This window comes from Erwinia sp. BNK-24-b, from assembly GCF_047456155.1.
In the GTDB taxonomy this organism is placed as follows: Bacteria; Pseudomonadota; Gammaproteobacteria; order Enterobacterales; family Enterobacteriaceae; genus Erwinia; species Erwinia phyllosphaerae.
Map to the genome: position 1 here is coordinate 566,085 of NZ_CP179901.1, position 22,159 is coordinate 588,243.

21 protein-coding genes are annotated in these 22,159 nt (G+C 55.8%); 7 read left to right on the forward strand and 14 right to left on the reverse strand.

The genetic code is table 11. The annotated features are described in order from the left end of the window. The first annotated feature begins 70 nt into the window (after positions 1-70). Positions 71-1,297 carry a cupin domain-containing protein gene (locus ACMGGR_RS02665; RefSeq protein WP_246759973.1) on the forward strand — a complete coding sequence of 409 codons (1,227 nt, stop codon included), beginning with the start codon at positions 71-73 and terminating at the stop codon, positions 1,295-1,297. Positions 1,298-1,560: 263 nt separating this feature from the next. Then, positions 1,561-2,829 (forward strand): acid phosphatase, encoded by a 1,269-nt coding sequence (locus tag ACMGGR_RS02670; protein WP_414148093.1) that lies wholly within the window; start codon positions 1,561-1,563, stop codon positions 2,827-2,829. A gap of 31 nt (positions 2,830-2,860) precedes the next feature. Here ACMGGR_RS02670 and ACMGGR_RS02675 read toward each other — a convergent pair whose 3' ends face one another. Further along, entirely contained in the window at positions 2,861-3,391 is a 531-nt protein-coding gene (locus tag ACMGGR_RS02675) for a hypothetical protein (protein ID WP_414148094.1), read from the reverse strand. 229 nt (positions 3,392-3,620) lie between these two features. On the opposite strand from ACMGGR_RS02675, the gene ACMGGR_RS02680 reads away from it, so the two are divergent. Continuing rightward, on the forward strand, positions 3,621-4,055 hold the full coding sequence (locus ACMGGR_RS02680) for an SRPBCC family protein (protein ID WP_414148095.1): 435 nt from the start codon (positions 3,621-3,623) through the stop codon (positions 4,053-4,055). A 13-nt stretch (positions 4,056-4,068) separates the two neighbouring features. Continuing rightward, the gene (locus ACMGGR_RS02685; RefSeq protein WP_414148096.1) at positions 4,069-4,560 is read left to right on the forward strand and encodes a GNAT family N-acetyltransferase; all 492 of its coding nucleotides are present in this window, start codon (positions 4,069-4,071) and stop codon (positions 4,558-4,560) included. Positions 4,561-4,596: 36 nt separating this feature from the next. On the opposite strand, the gene ftnA is transcribed toward ACMGGR_RS02685, so the two are convergent. The 10 genes from ftnA to ACMGGR_RS02735 form a co-directional block, all read right to left on the reverse strand. Next, positions 4,597-5,100, reverse strand: coding sequence for a non-heme ferritin (ftnA, locus tag ACMGGR_RS02690; RefSeq protein WP_246759979.1), 504 nt, complete (start codon positions 5,098-5,100; stop codon positions 4,597-4,599). Between the two features lie 188 nt (positions 5,101-5,288). Then, entirely contained in the window at positions 5,289-5,513 is a 225-nt protein-coding gene (locus ACMGGR_RS02695; protein ID WP_414148097.1) for a hypothetical protein, read from the reverse strand. Positions 5,514-5,862: 349 nt separating this feature from the next. Beyond that, positions 5,863-7,512: a methyl-accepting chemotaxis protein gene (locus ACMGGR_RS02700; RefSeq protein ID WP_414148098.1), complete on the reverse strand. Its 1,650-nt coding sequence runs from the start codon at positions 7,510-7,512 to the stop codon at positions 5,863-5,865. A gap of 201 nt (positions 7,513-7,713) precedes the next feature. Next, positions 7,714-10,290 (reverse strand): insulinase family protein, encoded by a 2,577-nt coding sequence (locus tag ACMGGR_RS02705; RefSeq protein ID WP_414148099.1) that lies wholly within the window; start codon positions 10,288-10,290, stop codon positions 7,714-7,716. Between the two features lie 5 nt (positions 10,291-10,295). Beyond that, positions 10,296-11,435 carry a pyrroloquinoline quinone biosynthesis protein PqqE gene (gene pqqE, locus ACMGGR_RS02710; protein ID WP_246759982.1) on the reverse strand — a complete coding sequence of 380 codons (1,140 nt, stop codon included), beginning with the start codon at positions 11,433-11,435 and terminating at the stop codon, positions 10,296-10,298. Beyond that, the gene (gene pqqD / locus ACMGGR_RS02715) at positions 11,422-11,706 is read right to left on the reverse strand and encodes a pyrroloquinoline quinone biosynthesis peptide chaperone PqqD (RefSeq protein WP_246759983.1); all 285 of its coding nucleotides are present in this window, start codon (positions 11,704-11,706) and stop codon (positions 11,422-11,424) included. The genes pqqE and pqqD overlap by 14 nt, the downstream gene beginning before the upstream one ends. Continuing rightward, positions 11,706-12,464 (reverse strand): pyrroloquinoline-quinone synthase PqqC, encoded by a 759-nt coding sequence (gene pqqC / locus ACMGGR_RS02720; protein ID WP_414148100.1) that lies wholly within the window; start codon positions 12,462-12,464, stop codon positions 11,706-11,708. Before pqqC ends, pqqD begins: the two co-directional genes overlap by 1 nt. A 7-nt stretch (positions 12,465-12,471) precedes the next feature. Beyond that, the gene (gene pqqB / locus ACMGGR_RS02725; RefSeq protein WP_246759985.1) at positions 12,472-13,383 is read right to left on the reverse strand and encodes a pyrroloquinoline quinone biosynthesis protein PqqB; all 912 of its coding nucleotides are present in this window, start codon (positions 13,381-13,383) and stop codon (positions 12,472-12,474) included. A gap of 49 nt (positions 13,384-13,432) precedes the next feature. After that, the gene (pqqA, locus tag ACMGGR_RS02730; RefSeq protein ID WP_071789594.1) at positions 13,433-13,504 is read right to left on the reverse strand and encodes a pyrroloquinoline quinone precursor peptide PqqA; all 72 of its coding nucleotides are present in this window, start codon (positions 13,502-13,504) and stop codon (positions 13,433-13,435) included. Positions 13,505-13,677: 173 nt separating this feature from the next. Beyond that, positions 13,678-14,715 carry a dipeptidase gene (locus ACMGGR_RS02735; RefSeq protein ID WP_414148101.1) on the reverse strand — a complete coding sequence of 346 codons (1,038 nt, stop codon included), beginning with the start codon at positions 14,713-14,715 and terminating at the stop codon, positions 13,678-13,680. Between the two features lie 470 nt (positions 14,716-15,185). On the opposite strand from ACMGGR_RS02735, the gene ACMGGR_RS02740 reads away from it, so the two are divergent. Beyond that, the gene (locus ACMGGR_RS02740) at positions 15,186-16,112 is read left to right on the forward strand and encodes an extracellular solute-binding protein (protein ID WP_414148102.1); all 927 of its coding nucleotides are present in this window, start codon (positions 15,186-15,188) and stop codon (positions 16,110-16,112) included. 1 nt (position 16,113) lies between these two features. Beyond that, complete coding sequence (locus ACMGGR_RS02745) at positions 16,114-16,866, forward strand: molybdate ABC transporter permease subunit (protein WP_414148103.1); 753 nt, start codon at positions 16,114-16,116, stop codon at positions 16,864-16,866. Between the two features lie 98 nt (positions 16,867-16,964). Here ACMGGR_RS02745 and ACMGGR_RS02750 read toward each other — a convergent pair whose 3' ends face one another. From ACMGGR_RS02750 to ACMGGR_RS02760, 3 genes are all read right to left on the reverse strand, one after another. After that, on the reverse strand, positions 16,965-18,182 hold the full coding sequence (locus tag ACMGGR_RS02750; RefSeq protein WP_414148104.1) for an MFS transporter: 1,218 nt from the start codon (positions 18,180-18,182) through the stop codon (positions 16,965-16,967). A gap of 206 nt (positions 18,183-18,388) precedes the next feature. Continuing rightward, positions 18,389-19,243: an MBL fold metallo-hydrolase gene (locus ACMGGR_RS02755; RefSeq protein ID WP_414148105.1), complete on the reverse strand. Its 855-nt coding sequence runs from the start codon at positions 19,241-19,243 to the stop codon at positions 18,389-18,391. A gap of 31 nt (positions 19,244-19,274) precedes the next feature. After that, positions 19,275-19,553: a SelT/SelW/SelH family protein gene (locus ACMGGR_RS02760; protein ID WP_246759992.1), complete on the reverse strand. Its 279-nt coding sequence runs from the start codon at positions 19,551-19,553 to the stop codon at positions 19,275-19,277. Positions 19,554-19,793: 240 nt separating this feature from the next. On the opposite strand from ACMGGR_RS02760, the gene ACMGGR_RS02765 reads away from it, so the two are divergent. Continuing rightward, on the forward strand, positions 19,794-22,157 hold the full coding sequence (locus tag ACMGGR_RS02765; RefSeq protein WP_414148106.1) for a TonB-dependent receptor domain-containing protein: 2,364 nt from the start codon (positions 19,794-19,796) through the stop codon (positions 22,155-22,157). Positions 22,158-22,159 lie beyond the last annotated feature (2 nt).

Genomic DNA, 22,159 nt, shown 5'->3' on the forward strand with positions numbered 1-22,159 from the left:
TGTAGTTAATCTTAAGTTTGCGTCGGCAGTCAGCGATGCAACTTTGAACATCTACACAAGGAAGCAGACCATGAAACCCATCACACGTCGTAGCTTTATGTCTTTTGCTGCCGGAGGCACGGTAGCGCTTGCGGCCGGCAGCGTTCATGCGCATGACCAGACGATACAGGTGCAGCCCTGGACGGGAACCATGGGCGGCAGCGATCCTGGCCCCCACGATCCGGTGCGCCAGGGTGAAAACCCGGATATTGTTAACCCGCCTCCGACCGACAGCGGTACTTTACCTAATCTGCGCTTTTCCTATAGTGATTCTCACGTGCGTAAAGGCAGCGGCGGCTGGACGCGACAAATTACCGAACGCGAACTGGGCGTCTCTAAAAGCATTGCGGGCGTCAATATGCGGCTAAACAGCGGCGGTATTCGCGAGCTGCACTGGCATAAAGAGGGCGAATGGGCCTATATGCTTTACGGCAAGGCGCGTATTACCGCGCTGGACGTCGACGGGCACTGGTTTGTTGATGACGTTGGCGTGGGCGATCTGTGGTACTTCCCGCCTGGCGTTCCGCACTCTATTCAGGGCCTCGGCCCGGACGGCTGCGAGTTCCTGCTGGCTTTCGACAGCGGCGGTTTCGATGAAGACAGTACCTTTCTGCTCAGCGACTGGTTTAAACATGTCCCGCCGGAAGTGCTGGCAAAAAACTTCGGCGTGCCGGTGGAAACCTTCAATAAACTTCCTTCGCCATCCGATGAATATATTTTTGCCGCCAACGTCCCGGGCGATCTGAAAAGCGATGCCATAGCGGGCGCAACCCGTTCAGAGACCGCATTCAGCCACAGAATGCTGGCGCAGCAGCCCATTACGCTGAAAGGCGGCACGGTACGTATTACCGACTCTTCGGTGTTTAAAGTCTCCAAAACCATTGCGGCGGCGCTGGTCGAGCTTCAGCCTGGCGCGATGCGTGAGCTGCACTGGCATCCTAATACCGATGAGTGGCAATACTATCTGGAAGGCGAGGGACGAATGGGCGTGTTTGCCTCTTCGGGCCAGGCGCGCACCTTCGATTTCCGCGCCGGAGACGTGGGCTATGTGCCCTTTGCGATGGGGCATTACATAGAAAATACTGGCGATAAGCCGCTGCGTTTTCTGGAACTGTTTAAAAGTAGCTACTACGCCGATATCTCGCTTAACCAGTGGCTGGCCTCGACGCCGCCCGAACTGGTGCGCCAGCATTTGCATCTGGACGATACCTTTATGCAGGCGCTGGACACTACCAAAAAGCCGGTGGTGGGCGGTTAACTGTCTCAAAGCCGCAGGGAAGCGGCACGTCAGGGATTTCATCAGCCGCAGGGAAGCGGCACGTCAGGGATTCCATCAGCCGTAGGGAAGCGGCACGTCAGGGATTTCATCAGCTGCAGGGAAGCGATATAAAGGGTCCTGTGCGCCTCCGGGCTTCATTATTAGCCAAATATCGCCAATTACGTCCGCTGTCACTTTCCTGTCATCTTTCTCTTTCAGCATGAGTGCCAATAAAGCTAACCGACTTAAAGTAAGGAACTTTTATGCGCTTTCGTTATTCACTGCTGGCCAGTGCGTTGCTGATCGGTCACTTTGCTCAGGCAAACACCACGCCGGTTAATCTTGACCACTTCCAGACGACCATCGAAACCACCACGCCTGCCAGCAGTAACGCGCAGTTTGTCGCGCTCGACAGCCAGATCCAGCAGTCGCTAATCGATGCGCTAAAAGGCGATGCCGACAAGCTAACGCGAGCGCAGCTGGAAAAAGCGGAGCAAAGCAGCAAGCTGGCGGACAAAAAGTGGCTGAAAGAGAGCGGCTACGACTTTGGCAAAAAAGCGAACCAGCAGGCAGGCATCGCGCTGTTAAGCGCGTTTAGCACGCTGCCAAAAAGCACGCTGGATGCCAGCATGCACGTGGTTGAACAGGTGAACCTGAATGCGACGAACGGCCAGCGCCAGCAGGCAATTATCGATGCAGAAGGGCAAGACCATCTCTTTTTCCTCGCCGACGCGCTGGGGCCAAAACTGGGCCAGGCCTTTCTGAATGCGTACAATAAGGGCGAAATCGGCAAAGCTGCTGCGTTAATTAAGGCCAGCGAGGTCAGTACCGGCGCGGCCAAATCGCACTTTAACTATCCGCGTCCCTTCCTGATGCCCGGCAATACCATTCACGCCGTGCCGGACACGGCAGTAGTGAAAGATAACCAGCCGTATCAGGCCAGCGAAGGCTCTTTCCCCAGCGGACATACCAATACGGCCTGGACGGATGGGCTGCTGCTGGGTGAAATGGTCCCGGAACGCTTTGTACCGCTGGTTGACCGCGCCGCGCGCTACGGCTATTCCCGTATGGTGCTGGGCGTGCATTATCCCATTGATTTAATTGGTTCACGCATGGTGGCGCAGCGTAACGTCGCGCACTACCTGAACGACGCAAAATATCGCGCGCTTTTTGACGAGGCGAAAACGCAGCTGCGCGCCGCGCTGGAAAAAGAGTGCGGCACGACGCTTGCCGAGTGCGCTAAACCGGCAGGCGCGGCCGATCCTTATGCCGTGCCGCAGATGCGGGAGTTTGCGCATTTTGCCATGACCTACAATCTGCCGCAGGAGCGCCAGAAAATGGCGCTGAAGGTGCCGGAAGGCGCGGAAGTCCTGCTGGAAGCGCCTTTCCCACATCTGAGCGCGGCCCAGCGTCGCCAGCTAATGGTTTCGACCGCCATTGCCGCAGGCTATCCGCTATCGGGCACGACGGCGGATCAGAATTTCTGGCAGCGGCTGGATCTCTCTGCCGCCGCCGCAAAAGGGCATCGTTAAAAAAGCGGGGCGACAGTGTTCGCCCCTTCTCTTATCGGGCTGGCTTATCATCTGAGGAACTCTGTTCCGGCGTCTTTACGCCAATTTCCGGCAGCGTACCAAAATCCAGCTTTTTATCCTTCAGCCGTTGCGCAATCTCCTTGCTGATATCCGCGTCAGGCGTGAAAGAGAATGCGGCCTGGGCCGGGAGAATAGCGGACAGCTTGTGTTCCTGACGATAGCCGTCGGCGGCTTCCTTAATAGCCTGCAGCGCCACACCATCAATCTGGCGTCTTTCACGCTGCCATTCAATATTCAGCAGCTGGCGATCGGCAAGCAGCGCCGCCGCTCGCTTATCTTCCGGCAGTTTTGCGCCGTTCTCCTGGGCCATTTTCAGACCTTCCTGTAGTTTTGCATCGACGGCTTTCAGCCGTGCCTGCTGCTGTTCTGCCAGGCCCGAATCTTTCATTACCTGTTCGGCATCAACAAACTTTATGACCGGCGGTTCTTTATGGTCACAGCCTGTCAGCAGGCTACCGGTTAACAGAATGCCAATAGCCAGACCGCTGATTTTTTGCTTCATCTCTTCTCCTTAGTTTCCGGGACGGCTCGTGGTTTCCCTGCCCATGCGCGTTATCAGGCCGGGTGGAATATAAACGATGGCGGAAGACTGAATGAAAAATATCCGTTAGCCGTTGATATAAATCAATTAAATTTGGAAGGACACCAGCAGCGTAGCGCAGCGATGGATAAATGCGCGCTGAATTACATGCTAAAGTTATCTTCCCGATATCGATCAAGGAATCACAGCTATGTCGCACACTTCTTATGCCAGCCGCGTTATCACCGCTACGCCAGAGAAAATCTGGCCGCTGCTTGCCGATTTTAACGGTCTGCCAAAAATCCATCCGGCCATTTCCGCCAGCGAGCTGGAAGAGGGCGCGACCAAAAGTGAAGTCGGCGTAGTACGCAAGCTGACGCTGCCGGAAGGCCACGTGCGCGAGCGTCTGGTCAAGCTGGACGAGCAGCACTGGGAGCTGCATTACGCCATCCTCGACGGCATCATGCCGGTGACGGATTATGTTGCTGTCGTCAAACTATCGCCAAAGCCGGACGGGACTACGCTGGCCGAATGGTGGGCGGATTTTAAAGTCGCGGCAGGCCAGGACGAGCAGGAAGTGGCGCAAAGCGTCAGCGAAGGCGTTTTTGCTACCTGCCTGCAGAATATTGCCCAGCAGCTGGCTTAAGTAAGGAACGGCCATGACCATGCAGCTTAGCGTACAGCGCTACCATCCTCGCTATCAGGCTGGCGTAAAGGATCTGATCCTGCCGATCCAGAATCATGAATTTAATATCGCGATTACCGCAGAACAGCAGCCGGATCTAAGCGATATCGCCGGTTTTTATCAGCAGGGTTCAGGCGATTTCTGGCTGGCGCTGGCGGACGATCGCGTGGTGGGCTGCATTGGGCTGAAAGATATTGGCCAGCGGCAGGCCGCGCTGCGTAAGATGTTTGTAGCGGAAGGCTGGCGGGGCAAGGATCGCGGTGTAGCAAACAGCCTGTTGCAAACGCTGATTGCGCACGGAAGAAAAGAGCAGCTAACGGAGATTTGGCTGGGCACAACCGCGAAGTTCTTGGCAGCGCACCGCTTTTACGAAAAGAACGGCTTTAGCGAAGTGGCGGCAGTCGCGCTTCCGGCGGCTTTTCCGCTAATGAAGGTTGATACGAAGTTCTATCATCTGACGCTATAGCAGGAAAAAGAGGGCGAATGGTTCGCCCTCTTTTTATCAGGATTCGCCAGTGGTGCTCATCTGCATCAAATCTTTATCAACAAAGAACAGGCCCTTACCGCTGTTACCAACCAGCGCCAGCTTGTCCAGCACGGATTTAAACAGTTTCTCTTCTTCGTGCTGCTCGGCTACGTACCACTGCAGGAAATTAAAGGTTGAATAGTCCTGCGCGGTCATAGAAGCATGCGCCAGCTCGTTGATTTTTGCGGTAATCAGCTGCTCGTGTTCGTAAGCCTGCTCCAGCACTTCGTTCAGCGAAGTAAAGGTGACCGGCGGCGCGGCGATGGTGCCCAGCACCGGCATCGCGCCGGTATCGCTCAAATAGTTGAACAGACGCTGCATGTGCTGCATCTCTTCCCTTGAATGTTCACGCAGGAAAGCGGCCGCGCCCTCAAAGCCTTTGTCGGCACACCAGGCGCTCATCTGTAAATAGAGATTGGCGGAGAAGAATTCCAGGTTTAGCTGGTCGTTCAGGCGAGCGGTCATTTCGGCAGTCAGCATAGCGGCTCCAGAGTTTAATTATTTCGCGCATTATGCACGCGCGGTAATAAAATAAAAACCATTATATTAACAATTTTGTCTTTTTCTATGGGGAAGGCAAGAGTGATAATTATTATCATTTTTCCGGCCGGGTTAAATTCTGCGAAATGGTTTTGATAATTATTCTTATTACATTATTGAATTTATTTTTAAATGGCGCTTTTATATATTTTCACTGCGCACAATATGGCAACGATATTTTCAGGATAAATAAGCTCTTCACTCTGCTGCAACGCATCCATTGACCACCAGGCTGAGTCGCTGATAACGTGCCGTTCATGATCGCTCCAGCCCGTATTGTTTATAGCAAGGTTATTCGTTCTGACCAGGTAAAAGCGCTCTTCTGCCCAGACTTCGTTGCCATCAGGCTTCATCCAGGATAAGCAGGCGGGCGGCAGGGCGTTTTTTCATCAAAGCTTCTCTTCATTTGATAACGTTAGCTATTTTACTTCAAAATCATAAGGTTTATAAAGTAAGCGCAGCAAAAATAGCGTGAGCATCAAGAGTCACAAAATCGATTAATGTTAGTTTTCAAGCTTGCCAGCCAGCATGAACTTTCATATGCACGATTTTTGCGTTGTGCGGGGAAGTCAAAGGGATAATAAAGCTACTTCGTACTACTAAATTCTTCTGTTAATAATCTGTCTTCAATTCTTTAATCTGAAGTGCAGCCGATCTTATCTTAATAAAATATTGCACAGATAAAACCGGCTGCCAGAACAATTAAAACGTTTCCCAGTTACCCTCATCCTTCACCACTGCGGCCGTGGCGGGGCGTAATTTTTTGGGTGCGCTGCTTGCTACCGGAGACGCGTGCTGGCCGGTTCGGAAGACGGCCACCGCCTGAGAAAGTCGGTTAGCCTGTTCTTCCAGCGAAGCGGCGGCTGCGGCCGACTGCTGCACCAACGAGGCGTTCTGCTGCGTAACCCGATCCATCTCCGTGACGGCCAGGCCAATCTGGTCGATGCCCCGGCTCTGCTCGTCAGAAGCAGAAGCAATCTCCGCCATAATATCGGTTACCCGTACCACCGCATTGACGATATCGTGCATAGTCTCACCGGCGGTAGCGACCTGATGCGAACCGGCATCAACGCGGCTGACCGAAGCTTCAATCAGCGTCTTGATCTCTTTTGCCGCCTGGGCGCTGCGCTGCGCCAGATTGCGTACTTCACCCGCTACCACCGCAAAACCACGGCCCTGTTCGCCAGCTCGCGCCGCTTCAACCGCCGCGTTCAGCGCCAGGATGTTGGTCTGGAAAGCGATGCCGTCAATCACGCTGATAATATCGGCAATTTTCTTCGAACTGCCCGCAATCTCGCTCATGGTTTGCACCACGCCGTCGACCACTTTGCCGCCTTTCGCCGCCGTTTCCGAGGCGCTGGTTGCCAGCTGGGAAGCCTGCCGGGCGTTTTCGGCGTTTTGCTTCACCGTGGCGGTCAGCTCTTCCATGCTTGCTGCCGTCTGCTCCAGCGAGGCGGCCTGCTGCTCGGTACGTGCAGAAAGGTCGTTGTTACCCATGGAGATTTCGCTCGCACCGGTATAGATAGCATCGGAGCTTTCCCGCACGTGGCTGACGGTAGTGGTCAGCGACTGCTGCATCGCCACCAGATGAGCCGCCAGAACGGCAATTTCACTGCGGCCTTCGACGACCAGCGTTTTAGACAGCTCGCCTTCAGCAATATGCTGAATATGCGTTTGAACCTGCTTTAATGGCTGCAGTAAAACATCCTTAATTACTTTCCAGATAACCAGTACGACCAGCAGCAGCATGACGATAACCGCTGCCAGCGTCCACGTCATATGCGTGAAGCCCTGCTGGTTCTCAACTATCCCGGTTGCCAGCAGTTTCGCATTTTGCGCGCGCCACTGGTTGTAGCTTTTTTCGAGATTATCCTGCGCTTTTTGGGCTTCAAGATTGCCATAGGCCTCGTAATTATTAGCGCCAAGAAACTGAATGGACTGCTTCATTATATCGTGGAGCTGCTGGTAGCTGTCCGTTACGCTGTCGGCCACCGTACTGCTTTGTCCGGCAAGCAGCGGAGCGTTTTTGTAACGATCAAAGTGCTTTTGTGCATCATCAAGCATGGCCGTGGCGTTAGACAGCAGCTGGTTGATGGACGCCAGCGTTGCCGGATCGGTTTGCTTCTTCAGAATACGGATCGCGGCACGGTTAATGCTGATGCGCGTTTTAAGCAGCGTCTGCCACGTATCGCTAAGCTGTCCCTGCTGTTGCGTCAGCACGCTGGCGCGGGTGAAATTATCTTTATCCTGGCTAACGGCGTTGAAAGAGAGCGCGCTGGAGATCAGCAGCAGCCCGCTAAAAATGACCAGCATGATAACAATGCTGGTAACGACTTTAAGATTTTTTATCATGCTTCGTACTCGTGGGGGGGCCTGGTAAAAGTTTATCGGTGAGAAAGGCAGAGAACTTTATGGTTTCCAGGCCGCGGCAGAGAATAAAATTTGAGCTGAAACGATTAAACCAGGGGAGGAGAAGCGGATTTGATTTAGGGTATGCTGCGCCGAAAGGGGGCACGTTTTTTGCCCATGCCCGACGCGCCTGTTGAGGTAGCGTTAGCTATTGCTAAGCCGCCACCATTGGCAACGACCGGTGCTCAGCTGCTGGTAAGCCTGACGCAGCTGCCGTGACGAAAGCTGGCGATATGTCTCGACGTCGAGCGGCAAATTTAACTGCTGGTGAAGCCAGTGGTCGCTAACCTGCTCGCTATTTTTAATGGAAGCGGCGGGTAAGGCGCGTGCTAAGGAAGCAATGCTCTCCTGTAGCGCTTCGGTAGTGAAAGCCGCGACCGTATCGGCCATGCGGAAAATAAACTGGTCAATATGATGAAACAGCTTATTTGTCGTCAGCGAGGGCGACTGTAGCGCAAACAACAAACCCGCCTGGCCCGCCATTTGCTGAAAGCGGCAGCTGACGACATAGCCAATATTCTGTTCAACCCGCAGCTGCTGAAAAAAACGCGGTGCCAGCAGCGCGGCCAGCAGTTGCCAGCTGGCAAAGCTTTCAGCGCTGGTCGTGACGAGCGGGCAGAAAATAATTGCCGCTGCGTCGGGGCTTTGCGTTGGACAGAAATAACGCGGCTGTGCCGGTAAGGAAACTGGCGGCGTTGATGGCGGTACAACGCTGCCCGGCAACTGTGAAAGCAGACGTGCCAGTCTGTCTGCCGTTTCAGCATCGGAACCGTAATAGGTTGCCTGCCAGCGTAGCGTCGATAAAGCTGCTGTTGCCAGCGTTTCGGTGCTGCGGCTATTTTCGCCTGGCGGCCCGTTCGACAGATCTGGCGGCCCGTTCAGCAGATCCGGCAGGTAAGCCAGCAGGCAACGCACGGCAATATCGCTGGCAAGCGTCTGCTGCGCTTTGCGGTAAAGCCTGTCGGCAAAGGCTTGCGTAGTGGCTGAACAGTCCCGAAAAGCGTTCAGCGCCTGATGCAGGCCATTAATCAGCCGCTCGTTTTTTCCGCTTAGCCGCAGCAGCCACAGGCCGTGCTGACGAGTAAAGCTCAGTTCGCCGCCGCGATGCAGGCATTCACCCATGACCGGCTGTAGCGCCGCTTCAATAGTGGCCGCCGTGCGGCGGGATAGCTGCTGGCCGGGCTGTAAACTGAGCAGCAGCGAGCTTTCACCGCTGGCGTTGATCGTCCGCAGCGCGGCCCGCGTGGCGGGGAGTTCGGGCAAAACAGCTTCCTGCACAGGAGAGTAAAACGTAAATACGGGCGCTGAAGAGGACACGGCAGGCAAAGCGAAAGGGCGGCAACGAAGCGCAAATCCCTGCGCCTGGACAAGCGGCGCGCTGACCGCAGGCGATACCCATAAGCGGCTCATATTCTGCGCGTGAAGCTGTGTTAACAGCGTGGCCGGGTGTTCACTGGCAGGAGGAAAACCAAAGGCCAGCGCGCGTAGCCGATCAAGGCTGGCAAGCTGGCTAAAGCGCCGCTGCGCCAGGCGAGTATAGTGCAACAGCTGCGCCTGCGTTAAATCCGGCAGTTGCGCCAGCCAGCGGCAAAACACCGCTTCGATTTCCGCGCACTGTTGCGGCTGCAAGCCGCTGAGGTGAAACTGAACGCTCAGCACCGACTGCCGTGGGCTGCGATAGGGTTCCAGTAGCAGGATATCGTCGCACAATCCTTTTGCCCGTAGCGTTGCCAGTAGGCTGCCTGGCGCTTTGTCGAGCAGCAGTTCCTGCAACAGCGAAAACGCGGCGGGATCGTTACCGACCAGAAAGCTTATCTGCAAGTGTTCAGCGGCCTGGCTTTGCAGCGCAAAGGTTCGCGTTCTGGACAGCTTTAAAAGCGGAAACGCGGCGGACTCAGTATCAGGATGGCATGAAACGGCTGCCGCTTCGACAAGTGCACGTGAAGAAGAAGCTCCCGTCGCAGAAAGCGCACTGGCGGAGGAAGCTTCGGTTGCAGGAAGCGCACGTGCAGAAGAAGCGTCCGCCGCAAAAAGCGCGCCGGCAGAGGAAGCTCCCGTCGCAGAAAGCGCAGCGGCGGAAGAAGCCGGGAAAAATGCCCGCGCGGCCTTCTCCGCCAGCGCGTTAAGCTCCGCCAGCGGCTGTGGGCCAGTCAGCCAGAGTTCCAGATTGCCGCTGTGGAAAAATTGCCGATGATAATCATGCAGCGCCTGCTGCAAAGCAGCCGCGTCGTCGCCAAAATGTTGCCGACTGCCGACGTGGAAATCCTGCAAAGGATTAGGCAAGGTAAAAGCCAGGCTCAGCGCCGCTTCGCACAAGGTGGGTTCGTGACTTTGCAGCATGCGGTATTCGGCATCAATCGCTGCCGATTCCGCGGCAATAGCCTCCGCAGCCAGCAGCGGCCGTGCCAGCATATCCGTCAGCCTGCATAGCGCCTCGTTCAGCTGCTCTGGCGCAACCTCGACAAACCATGCGGTGCTGTGTGCCAGCGTGGTGGCGTTTAGCCGTGCGCCGTTCGCAGGTGCCCAGGCCATCAGCCGCTGCTCATCCTGAAAATTTCCACTACCGGCAAACAGCACGTGTTCCAGCAGGTGCGCCAGGCCAGGCCAGCTCGCCGGTTCGTCAAAGCTGCCGGCCGCCAGCCGAAACAGCGCGGCGGATCGCGTAGCGTCAGGCTCGCAAACGGCCTCGACTCGCAGGCCGTTCACCATGCAGGAAGCCATGCCGTTTACACTTCCGTTTTAAAGATAAGCTGCGAGTTAGCGCGATTACGAAACTGAAGCTGATCGATGCGCATATTGGTGCAGTTAGCCTGTTCACGCGCTTCCAGAATCTGCCCATGATGCGGCGATTTGGCGCAGACGGGATCGGCGTTGTCCGCGTTGCCGGTCAGCATAAATGCCTGACAGCGGCAGCCGCCAAAGTCCTTCTCTTTTTCTGAGCAGGAGCGGCAAGGCTCCGGCATCCAGTCAAAACCGCGGTATTTGTTGAAGCCGAAAGATTCGTACCAGATTTCCTGTAGCGTATGCTCCAGCACCGAGGGGAACTCGACGGGCAGCTGGCGCGCGCTGTGGCAAGGCAGCGCCATACCTTCCGGCGTCACGCTTAAGAAAATGGCGCCCCAGCCGCCCATACAGCCTTTTGGCCGCTCTTCGTAATAGTCAGGCGTAACGAACAGCAGGTTGGCAAAATTGCTGCTGTCCTTCATCTTTTCGCGATAGTGCTGCACCACTTCTTCCGCGCGCGCAATCTGCTCACGGGTCGGCAGCAGGCCCTCGCGATTCAGCTGCGCCCAGCCGTAAAACTGGCAGGTGGCCAGCTCGACGTCGTCCGCTTCCAGCTCGATCGCCAGCTCAATGATCTGCGCGATCTGATCGATATTGTGGCGATGCAGAACAAAGTTCAGCACCATAGGATAGCCGTGCGCCTTAACCGCTTTCGCCATCTCCAGCTTTTGTTGAAACGCTTTTTGCGATCCCGCCAGCGCGGCGTTCAGCGTTTCATCGCTCGCCTGGAAGCTGATCTGGATATGATCCAGTCCCGCTTCGGCAAAAGCGTCGATCTTTTTCTGGGTCAAACCAATGCCGGACGTGATCAGGTTGGTATAAAACCCCAGATCGCGTGCCGCGCGGATCAGCTCGGGCAGATCTTTGCGCACCAGCGGTTCGCCGCCGGAAAAACCCAGCTGCACGGCGCCCATCTGGCGAGCCTGTTTGAAAACTTCTATCCATTGCTCAGTGGTCAGCTCTTTTTCCTGCTGCGCAAAGTCCAGCGGGTTAGAACAGTAAGGGCACTGTAACGGACAGCGATAGGTCAGCTCGGCCAACAGCCAGAGCGGCGGATTGACCTGAGGTTTAAGCAGGTTCACGGAAAATTATCCACTTCTGTTCGCAGGCCTGAATAAAGAACGCTTTCACATCTTCATCCACGCCGCCTGCATCGGGAAAACGAGCGTTCAGCTCGGCAATCAGTGACGCCAGCGTACGTTTGCCGTCCACCAGCTGTAAAATAAAGGTGGCGCTGTCGTTCAGCTTCGCCATGCCTTCCGGATAAAGGATAACGTGGCAATCCTGGGTGGGTTCCCACTGTAACCGATAGCCGCGGCGAAACAGCGGCACCTGCTGGTCGTTAAGGGTCATTACAGCAATCTCTCGTGATGCCAGGCGATCTGGTCGGTAACGGTATGGTAAGGCGGACGATGCAGCTCGTAGGCCATGCTCATCGCGTCCAGCATGCTCCACAAAATATCCAGCTTGAACTGGAGGATCGACAGCATGCGCTGCTGCTGCTCGGCGGTTTTGAAGTAGTCCAGCGCCAGCTGTAAGCCGTGCTCAACGTCGCGCCGGGCCTGACCCAGACGACCACGGAAATAGCCGTAGCCTTCGGCTTCAATCCATTGGTAGTGCTGCGGCCAGCTGTCGAGACGCGACTGATGAATTTCCGGTGCGAACAGCTCGGTCAGCGAGCTACAGGCCGCCTCCTGCCAGACGGCACGACGCGCAAAATTAACATAGGCATCGACGGCAAAGCGCACGCCGGGCAGCACCATCTTTTCCGACAGCAGCATTTCGCGCGTCAGGCCGACCGCTTCACCCAGGCGCAGCCAGGCTTCAATGCCGCCTTCGCTACCTTCGTGGCCGTCGTGATCCAGAATGCGCTGTACCCACTTGCGGCGCGTCTGCGGATCCGGACAGTTAGCCATAATGGCGGCATCCTTCAGCGGAATGCTGGTCTGGTAGTAAAAGCGGTTGGCGACCCAGCCCTGAATTTGCTCGCGGGTTGCCTGGCCGTTATGCATCGCTATGTGATACGGATGATGAATATGGTAATAAGCGCCTTTGGCGCGCAAAGCCTGTTCAAACGCCTCGGGCGTCATGGCTTGCGTCGATGTGTTCATAATATTCTCACAGGTCGATACGCATACCGTCCCAGCTGACTTCGATGCCGTGCTGCGCCAGCGCCTGACGCTCGGCCGACTCTTCGTCCAGGATCGGGTTGGTATTGTTAATATGAATAAGGATTTTGCGTTCTGCGGGCAGCGAAGCCAGCAGCGCGATCAAGCCTTGCTCTTCAGCCAGTGCCAGATGACCCATATCCTTCCCGGTATTGCGACCTACGCCGGTATTCGCCAGCTCGTTGTCCTGCCACAGCGTACCGTCAATCAGCAGGCAGTCGGCCTTCTGCAACCAGCCCAATAGCTCGCTGTCCGGTTCGCCCAGGCCGGGCGCATACATCAGCGTTTTACCGCTGCGGGTATCTTCGATAAACAGCGCGACATTGTGGCCGGGCAGCGGTCTGCCGCGATACTGCGAGTAGGGTGGCGCGTTGCTGAGCAGCGGGATGGCGGTAAACTTCAGCGCCGGGCAGACCGCTACTGAAAAAGGTTCGCCGGGTGAAATAGCATGATGGACAAGGCCGCCGTTCCAGTGCGCAAGCATCGTAAACACGGGAAAGCCGGTGGTCAGATCTTCATGCACTTCCGGCGTACACCAGACCTGATGCGGACAGCCTTCGCGCAGGCTCAGCAGGCCGGTCGTATGGTCAATCTGGCTGTCGGTCAAAATAATTGAGCCGATAGCGGTGCCGCGCAGTACGCCATGTTTATTCAGCGCGGGCGTGGCGGCTATCTGGTGCGCGATATCCGGCGAGGCGTTGCACAGCACAAAGTCGATGCCGTCGTCGCTGATAGCGATAGAGGACTGCGTACGTGCGGAAGTTTTCAGGGTGCCGTTACGCACGCCCTGACAGTTTCGGCAGTTACAGTTCCACTGGGGAAAACCGCCGCCGGCCGCAGAGCCAAGAACGTTAATTTGCATGTGTAGACCAGAAAAAAGAGGAAATGCCCACGGCCGTGGGCATAAGGGCTTAGCGGTTGGAGATGTACAGCGTAACTTCCAGGCCTAAGCGTAAATCAACAAAAGTCGGTTTAGTCCACATAGCGGAGCTCCTCATGGTGTGAATGAAAATCTGCCCGTTAAGTTCGGCAGGCAATTGGCTTATTGTCAAATATTGACTTTTAAGCGGCGCAAATGTTGCGCCTATGTCAATATGATATCAACCCTGTAAGCCGCAAGGTTAATGAGAAAAACAGGCGTAACCTTCTGTCGGGTTCATTCGCCCCAGGTTTTCTTCAGGACGCGCAGCCAGTTACGCCAGCAAATTTTTTCGACCAGCTCGCGGGAATAACCGGCCTGCGTCATCGCGGCAATCAGACGCGGCAGTCCGGCCACGTCGCCCAGTTCGCCAGGCACGCTAATGCCGTCGAAATCCGAACCGAAGCCAACGCCATCTTCGCCCAGCTTTTCCAGCAGCGCGTCCAGATGACGCACCATTTCGCCCAGCGAGGTACTCTCGTCACGCTTGCCGTCGGCGCGCAGAAAGGCGTTGCCGAAGTTAATGCCGACAAAGCCATCGCTTTCGGCAATGGCGGCCAGCTGGCGAGCGGTGAGGTTGCGCGGCTGCGGGCAAAGGGCATGCACGTTAGAATGCGTGGCGACCAGCGGCGCATGACTGAGGTTAGCTACCTGCCAGAAGGATTTTTCATTCATGTGCGACAGGTCGATCAGCAGCTTTTTGCTGTTACAGATCCGCAGCAGATTCAGGCCCGCCGGAGTTAGCCCCTCGCCGCTGTCGGGCGAACCGGGAAAATCTCCCGTTACGCCGACGCCAAAACGGTTTTGCAGATTCCACAGAGGCCCAATGCTGCGCAGCCCGGCGGCTATCCAGCGGTCGAGCTGGCTGCACTCTTCATCCAGCGCTTCTGCCCCTTCAATATGCAGCACCATTGCCAGCACGCCCTCAGCCATACAGCGCTCGATCTCGCCAACGCTACGGCAGATCCGCGCCTGACCTGCGGAACGATCGGCAATCTGGTGCAGTAACGCGATCTGCGCTTCGGTAATCGCCAGCGGATCGTGATCTTCTTCCACATACTCCGTTTTACTCTGTCTGGCGTACTGGGCAGGCGGCACAAAAACCGCAAACAGGCCGCCAGCAAAGCCGCCCTGACGTATGCGCGCCATGTCCAGATGACCACTCAGGGTGCCGTGCAGGAAATCCGCGACGGGATCGCCTTGCTCCTGTAACCACAGGCGCAGCAGAAGATCGTTATGGCCGTCGAAAACGGGAGAGACGAAAGAAGAGGTCATGATGGTTAGCAGTCCACCCGGCTGTGTTATGGATCGGAAGGTACAATGTTAAATAAATAATACCTTAAAACGTGCCGGGGAAGCGTTTAAAAAGTGCGGTTAAAACGGCTCCGGCGCGATGAAGCCAAAAGCTTATAAAAATAGATCTTAAAGCGGCGTCCCACTTTAATTAATGCAGCCAGACTTTATTTATAAAAATAATTTATATGTTCCTGCACGTTATAAATCGTGCCGGTATTCTTATGGTCAGCTAAATAAGCTGACTCTCCCTGAACCTGTACCAGAACAGGCAAGCCTGTTATCACTAGCCAGTTTATTTATGGTCATGCCCCTAAATAAAGAATAGCCAGCATCGTTTTGCCCTGTTAAGCCGTGCTAAAACAGACGATCGTTTACGTTAACGAATTGTTTATTGACGTTGATTAAAAATATCCTATCGTAATGTCATCAATTATATAACGGAGTATCTTATGATCCCTGAACGCAGAACCACCGTCGCTACGCTGCTGCTGCTGGCCGCTTCCACCTCTTTCGCCCACGCGGCGGAAGATTTTCGCGTGACCTACGCAGGCTCCATGGGCGTGGCGATGGATAAGGCGCTGGGGCCTGCTTTTGCCAAAGCGCAGCAGGTTAACTATCAGGGCCAGGGACAGGGCGCTTACGGCATGGCTAATCTGCTGGCTTCCAAAAAAGTGGTGGCGGACGTGTTCGTTTCGGTCACGCCAGGCCCCATTGCAGTGCTGCAAAAAGCGGGACTCGTAGAGAAAGCCGAGCCGGTCGCCAGCACCAGCATGGTGATTGCTTACAACCCGAAGGGAAAATATGCCCAGGCTTTTGACGCCATTCGTGAAGGCAAAGCAAACGCGCAGCCGTGGTGGAAAGTGCTGCAAACGCCGTCGCTGCGCTTTGGCCGCACCGATCCCGCCACCGATCCTCAGGGGCAAAACATTATCTTTACCATGATGTTAGCCAGCCGCTATTACCAGCAGCCGCAACTGACGAAAAACGTGCTGGGCGACACGCAGAATCCTCAGCAGGTCTTTGCCGAAGGCGGCCTGCTTTCACGGCTGGAAGCGGGCCAGGTAGATGCGGCATCCGGCTATGAAAGCGCGACCCGCTCTGCAAAACTGCCTTACATCACGCTGCCGGATGAGATCAATCTGAGCAACCCGGAGCTGGATAAAACGTGGTACAGCAAGGTTAGCTTTGCCATTACCGATGCCAAAGGCCAGCAGAAAACGCTGCATCCACAGCCGCTGGTGTTTTATGCCGCCGTGCTGAAAAATGCGCCGCATCCTGAACTGGCGCAGAAGTTCGTTAAGTTTATGCAGAGCGAAGAGGGCCAGACGCTGTTTAAGCAGAACGGTTACGGTCAGCCGAAAGGCGGCGCGCTTTAACTTGCGCTCTTTCTGGCTGGGAATACCGGCAGTTGTCCTGCTGGTTATTCCTTTTATTACGCTTGCGCTAATAACGCCGTGGCACAGCTTCCAGCTGGCTTATGGTGATGGTCAGGCCATTGGCGTTTCGCTGTTGCTGAGCGCTGTTGCGCTGCCGATCATTGTGCTGACCGGTATCCCGCTGGCGTACTGGCTGGCGAGAAGCCGCAGCAGCTGGCGCGGCGTGGTGGAGGCGGCCGTGTTAATTCCGCTCCTGACGCCGCCGCTGGCAATGGGGATCCTGCTGATTTCCACCTGGGGGCCTTACAGTTCAATTGGTGAAGCACTGTCGGCGGTAAGTTTGCAGCTGAATAATAATCCCGGCGCTTTTGTTGTTGCCCAGCTTTATGCGGGACTGCCGTGGTTTGTGCTGTCATCCCGCACGGCGTTTGAAGCGGTGCCGCGCGATATTGAAGAAGTGGGTGAAACGCTGGGGGCGTCCGTCTGGCAGGTATTCTGGCGGCTGACGCTGCCGCAGGCTTCGCGCGGCCTGGCCGCAGCGCTGGCGCTTGCCTGGGTAAGGATTATCGGTGAATTCGGCATTGTATTGGTATTTAGCTACTTTCCGCAGGGAATGCCGGTCAAACTCTTTATCAATCTGCAAAACGACGGCGTGGAATCCGTCTATACGCTGCTGTGGGCGCTGCTTGCCGTCACGCTACCGCTGCCGCTCTGGTTCGCTATGCGCGCCAGAAAGATCACGCAATATCACTGAGGCGGGAAGGGATAAGCCAATGCTACTTATTCTGTAATGAAGGGATAAGTCGGCGCTACCTGTTTTGTAATAAAAGAATAAAAGCGCCGGCTCATTTTTTAAATCAGATCGGTAGAGCTAACCGCGCTGTTTTTACGGTCGGCCACTTCTTTCAGCAGGGCAAAAATAAAAATCACCATGCCCAGCACCGGCAGAATGGCACCATAGCTGGCGGTTTGCGTCATCGGATAGCCTTTTTGTACGACCCAGGCACCCAAAAACGCGCCCAGCGCATTGGCAATATTAAAGGCGGAATGGTTCAGCGTTGCCGCCAGCGTTTGCGCTTTTCCGGCGACCTGCATCAGCCGAACCTGCAACGGTGCGCAGAGCGCCAGGTTAGTGCCGATCAGGAAAGCGCCCAGCATCAAACCGCTGGCAGAAAGCACCATCAGCGGGAACAGCGACAGGACTACTACGCTCCAAACCAGAATGCAGAAAATCGACAGCATGATCTTGCGGTCAGCCAGCCTGCCGCCCGCCAGGTTACCCAGCACCATACCCAGCCCAAAAGCAAACAGCACCACCGGCAGCCAGAGCGTGGAAAGATGCGCGGCCAGCGTCAGAATCGGCGCGATATAGCTGATAACGGCAAACATGCCGCCAAAGCCGATAGCCGCAATGCCCAGCGTTAGCCAGATACGAATATTCGCCAGGCCCCGGATCTCTTTTAGCGGCGAGCTTTGGGCTTCTTCCTGCAAATTGGGGAAAAGTTTGAAGATCAGGATCGCATCGACCAGCGACAGCAGCGACACACAGGCAAAGGCCCAGCGCCAGTCAAGATGCTCGCCCAATAGCGTCGCCGCCGGATTACCCAGCAGCGAGGCCAGCGTCAGGCCAAGCATCACTTTGCCAACCGCCTGGCCACGACGATTCTCTTCCACCAGCGAAGCCGCCGCCAGCGCCGCCACGCCAAGGAAAGCGCCGTGCGGCAGTCCGCTGATAAAGCGGGAAACGACCAGCGTGTGAGCATTGCCTGCCAGCACGCTGCTAACGTTGCCAACCAAAAACAGCAGAATAAAAATCATCAGCTGGTATTTACGGTTCAGTTTTGCGGTACTCAGTGAAAAGAGTGGTGCGCCAATCACCACGCCCAGCGCGTAATAGCTGATAAAGCGGCTGCCTTCGGCAAGGCTGACGTGCATGGCGTCTGCCACCTGCGGCAGCAGGCCCATAATCACAAATTCGCTCAGGCCAATGGCGAAGGCGCCCAGCGCCAGGGCAAACAGCAGCGGGCCAGCGGCACGGGCCGCAGGAAGAGTCGGGCTTACAGTAGTCATAAAAAGTGCACTTAAATTAGCGATGAATGCCGATACCCGGCCGCAAGAAACGACGAGCGCAGAGCATCTGGCAGGACAGGTGAGAAAGTTTGTTAGCGTGAGGCCGGGTTGGACGGCCTCTGTTTTATGCTCTGCCAGCAAGCTGCACAGAGCGGACGGAGTCTACAGCGAAGCGGGATGCCGACACAAGTATGATGTGATCGGCATCACATTTCTTGCCAGGTATAGCCGGTGGCGTCCCGAGTGATTTTCCCTGCCGCGCTGCCGCTAAAATGCACGGTAAACAGCGTCGCCTGCTGTTGGACGGCGTAGTCGAGCAGCCAGGCTCTGGCGCGGCGGGCCGCTTCTTTATTCTGGCAATACACCGAGGAGAGTGCCGGCTCGGATACCTGGATTTCGTTATGCATAACGTCGCCGGTAAACAGTGCGATTTCTCCAGCGGACGCAAAAGCGATGCTCATATGGCTGACGCTATGGCCGGGCGTCGGCAGAAAGTGGATGCCGGGCAGATATTCTCCGCCGCTGTCCGCAATGAGTTCTGCTTTTCCGGCATCGATAATGGGCTGCACGCTATCGGTAAACACAATCAGGCGCGGCGCGGCGGCAGGCGTCTGATACCAGGCGATTTCACCTTCGGGAATAGCCCATGTTGCATTGGGAAAAGTGGGAACCCAGCGTTCGCCGTCCCACTTTGTGTTCCAGCCCACGTGGTCGGTGTGCAAATGGGTATGCAGGACATAATCAATATCTTCCGGCTGCAGGCCGGTAGCCAGGAAATTATCCATCCACGGGCTGTTGAGCCGGTCGAAAAGCGGGCTGAAAGGGCGCGACTTGTTGTTGCCCGTTGCGGTATCGATCAAAAAGCGCCCTTGCGGCGATTCTACCAGCCAGCTGTGAACGCTCATTTGCAGCGGGCTATCCGGCGTCATGCCGCTGGCAAAGCCTTGCAGCTGTTGTTCGGTCACTTCCGGATAAAGCCTGGAGGCGGGCAGAGTTGCGGTTTGTTCCACAAGCTTAGTGATTTTTAATTCACCAACGTTCCATGAGGGCAGGCTGCTCATATTTTTCCTTTTTTATTAGTCAGTAAAAAAGTTACGCCCTGTCAATATGCCCTAAATCCCGCTCGGGAAAACAGTAATTACGCACTCGCTGCTTCAGTTCCTTCACCTCCGGGAAACCGCCGTCCGCCTTACGGTCCCACAGCAGATGACCGTCAACGGCGATCTGATAGATGCCGCCGGTACCCGGCACCAGCGTTACCGAAGCCAAATCGGTGCCGAAAGTGTGCAGCAGCTCCTGAGCCATCCAGCCCGCGCGCAGCAGCCAGTTACATTGTGAACAGTATTGAATAGTGATGGCAGGCGATGTCATGGGTTACGTCCGGCAAAAAAGAAGAAAAGCCATCTTCTGGCGAACATTGGAAGCTGTCAAGACGGCAGAGCGTCACGCTTTGCTTATCGTATAAATCAGCTGGCGAAATGATTGCCATTAGCAATCAATATGATTATCATTCGCATTCAACATCAGTCAGGGATCGACTGCAATAACGCGCGGCGGGCGCTTTTGGCGGCAATGTGAGTCGATACTAATAATGATTAAAGGCTTACCAGAATGCTTAAAAAAATTTCTCCTCAGGGATCTTTCCAGACCTCCATCCTGTTTACCGCGCTGGTGGCTGTAGGCTGTGCTTCAGCGGCACAGACTACGACCATCACCTCCACCGACAGTCAGCCAGCTACGGACACCGAGCCGCAAATGGTGGTAACGGCACCGCAGCTGAAGAAAGAAGCGGGCGGTAAAACCACTATTACCGCAGCAGAAATGCAAAAGAAAGGCACTACCGATTTCGGTTCGGTGATGCGCTATGAACCGTTAATCAGCGCCACCGGCGTCAGCGGCGGATCGGGGGCGGGCAAAAGCGGTTTCGATCGCGGCGGCTACACCGGCTATAACATTCGCGGCCTGGAAAGCAACCGCGTCGGGCTGGATGTAGACGGCATTCCTCAGCCGGAAGCTACGGGACGTGGCTATGCCAGCCGCGCGGGCGTGAATACCTTTGGCATTGGCCGCGACTATATCGATCCCTATATCTATGGTCAGGTTGATATCGAATCCGGCGCGACCTCTACAGCCACGGCGAACAATGCGATTGGCGGCGCGGTTTCATTCCTGCCGAAATCGGCGGACGACTATCTCACCCCTGATAAATCGACTTACTTTGGCTACCAGTCGGGCTACGATTCATCCAACCGCAGCTGGCACAACGGCATTACCGCCGCGGCTGGCGATGAAATTTTACGCGGCGTGCTGGTCTACAGCCGCCGCGACGGCCAGGAGACGCGCAACAACAGCGATGCGCTCAGCGCTTATCCGGCAAACTGGCACTCCAACGCGCTGATGGCCTCCGGGATCTGGCAGCCCAACGATGAGCATAAATTTACCGGCACCGCTGACTATTACGATAAAACCAACCATACGCATTACGACGCGTGGGACAGCAGCGGCAATACCATCTGGGGAACGGCACAGCAGCAAAGCCACACTCGCCGCTGGGGCGTTAGCCTGAAGGATGAATGGACGCCTGCCAGTGATGTTGTCGACAGCCTCACCTCCCGGCTTTATTACCAACAGACCCAGGCGCATGACAATACCTATATGCCTTCCAGCGCAAGGGCGATGGAGCGGGTCTATTCCGATTACGATGTTGATACCTACGGTTTTGCCACCAGACTGGTCAAAACGCTGGGGCGCCATGAGCTAAGCGCTGGCCTGAACGGCAGTATCAGCGACAGCAAGCGGCCATTCCGTCAGGAGCCTGCGGCCAGCCAGTACAGCGTCATTATGCAGCCCCAGGCCGACAGCCGTAGCTACGTGCTGGGCGGCTATGTGCAGGATAAAATTCATTTCGATCTGGCTGGTCACGACTTCAGCATCGTACCCGGCGCGCGCGTGGCTTACCAAAGCATCAGGCCGCAAAACCTCAGCAGCCTGACCACTGAAAGCACGGTCATTACTGAAGCCGATATGCAGAAGCTTTACGGGCAGAAGAATACGGATACGCAGCTGTTGCCGTCGCTGAGCTTTAACTATGACATTACGCCGCAGATGATGGCCTGGATAATGTATAAGCGCGGCGCGCAGTTCCCGAACGCCAGCCAGCTTTACGGCTCATGGAATCTGGGATCCAGCTATGCCGGTTCCGCGCAGTACGCGCTTATCGGCAACGCGAAGCTAAAAACGGAAACCAGCAATAACCTCGAGTGGGGAGTAAAAGGCCAGGCCGCTCAGGGCGTGACGCTGAACGCCTCCATGTTTTACAACACCTACGACAACTTTATCGCCTATACCCGCTACACGCGATCCGGCAGCCCGACAAAATTCACCAGCGTGCCGTCAAATATTTACACTATCTACCAGGCGGAAAATCGTGATAAAGCTTTTATCTATGGTGGTCAAATCAGCACGAAGCTGAATGTTGGCAGTTGGTTTGAGCAGGCCAACGGCCTGAGCACGACTTTTGCGCTGGGCTACAGCCAGGGTAAAGCGAAATCCAGCTATGCGGGCGACAGCTATGTCGATCTGGACAGCGTCGCGCCGCTCAAGGCGATTGTTGGCGTGGCGTGGGACGATCCGGCAAAAGTCTATGGCGCAGCCGTGACGGCAACCTTTGTTAAAGGCAAGCGCGCCACCGATACCAACCGCGAAAGCTACAGCAATAACGGCGCGTCGCTGACCGATTCCAGCTCGGAATATATGCGCGTGCCGGGTTATGGCATGGTCGATATGACCGCTTACTGGCAGGTCGCGAAAAACGTCCGCGTTAACGGCGGCGTTTATAACCTTACCGACCGCAAATATTGGGATTACCTGAGCAGCCGTAACCTGACCGAAAGCACTAACCAGGATGCTGCTGATAAGGCGCTGGCGGTAATGCCGGGACGCAGCTTCCAGCTGGGCGTCAACGTCGATTTCTGATG

Bases quoted from the DNA above. Each gene is read 5' to 3' on its own strand.
- ACMGGR_RS02665 (WP_246759973.1), top strand. From the start codon at position 71: ATGAAACCCATCACACGTCGTAGCTTTATGTCTTTTGCTGCCGGAGGC.
- ACMGGR_RS02670 (WP_414148093.1), top strand. From the start codon at position 1,561: ATGCGCTTTCGTTATTCACTGCTGGCCAGTGCGTTGCTGATCGGTCAC.
- ACMGGR_RS02675 (WP_414148094.1), bottom strand. From the start codon at position 3,391: ATGAAGCAAAAAATCAGCGGTCTGGCTATTGGCATTCTGTTAACCGGT.
- ACMGGR_RS02680 (WP_414148095.1), top strand. From the start codon at position 3,621: ATGTCGCACACTTCTTATGCCAGCCGCGTTATCACCGCTACGCCAGAG.
- ACMGGR_RS02685 (WP_414148096.1), top strand. From the start codon at position 4,069: ATGACCATGCAGCTTAGCGTACAGCGCTACCATCCTCGCTATCAGGCT.
- ftnA (WP_246759979.1), bottom strand. From the start codon at position 5,100: ATGCTGACTGCCGAAATGACCGCTCGCCTGAACGACCAGCTAAACCTG.
- ACMGGR_RS02695 (WP_414148097.1), bottom strand. From the start codon at position 5,513: ATGAAGCCTGATGGCAACGAAGTCTGGGCAGAAGAGCGCTTTTACCTG.
- ACMGGR_RS02700 (WP_414148098.1), bottom strand. From the start codon at position 7,512: ATGATAAAAAATCTTAAAGTCGTTACCAGCATTGTTATCATGCTGGTC.
- ACMGGR_RS02705 (WP_414148099.1), bottom strand. From the start codon at position 10,290: ATGGCTTCCTGCATGGTGAACGGCCTGCGAGTCGAGGCCGTTTGCGAG.
- pqqD (WP_246759983.1), bottom strand. From the start codon at position 11,706: ATGACCCTTAACGACCAGCAGGTGCCGCTGTTTCGCCGCGGCTATCGG.
- pqqC (WP_414148100.1), bottom strand. From the start codon at position 12,464: ATGAACACATCGACGCAAGCCATGACGCCCGAGGCGTTTGAACAGGCT.
- pqqB (WP_246759985.1), bottom strand. From the start codon at position 13,383: ATGCAAATTAACGTTCTTGGCTCTGCGGCCGGCGGCGGTTTTCCCCAG.
- ACMGGR_RS02735 (WP_414148101.1), bottom strand. From the start codon at position 14,715: ATGACCTCTTCTTTCGTCTCTCCCGTTTTCGACGGCCATAACGATCTT.
- ACMGGR_RS02740 (WP_414148102.1), top strand. From the start codon at position 15,186: ATGATCCCTGAACGCAGAACCACCGTCGCTACGCTGCTGCTGCTGGCC.
- ACMGGR_RS02750 (WP_414148104.1), bottom strand. From the start codon at position 18,182: ATGACTACTGTAAGCCCGACTCTTCCTGCGGCCCGTGCCGCTGGCCCG.
- ACMGGR_RS02755 (WP_414148105.1), bottom strand. From the start codon at position 19,243: ATGAGCAGCCTGCCCTCATGGAACGTTGGTGAATTAAAAATCACTAAG.
- ACMGGR_RS02760 (WP_246759992.1), bottom strand. From the start codon at position 19,553: ATGACATCGCCTGCCATCACTATTCAATACTGTTCACAATGTAACTGG.
- ACMGGR_RS02765 (WP_414148106.1), top strand. From the start codon at position 19,794: ATGCTTAAAAAAATTTCTCCTCAGGGATCTTTCCAGACCTCCATCCTG.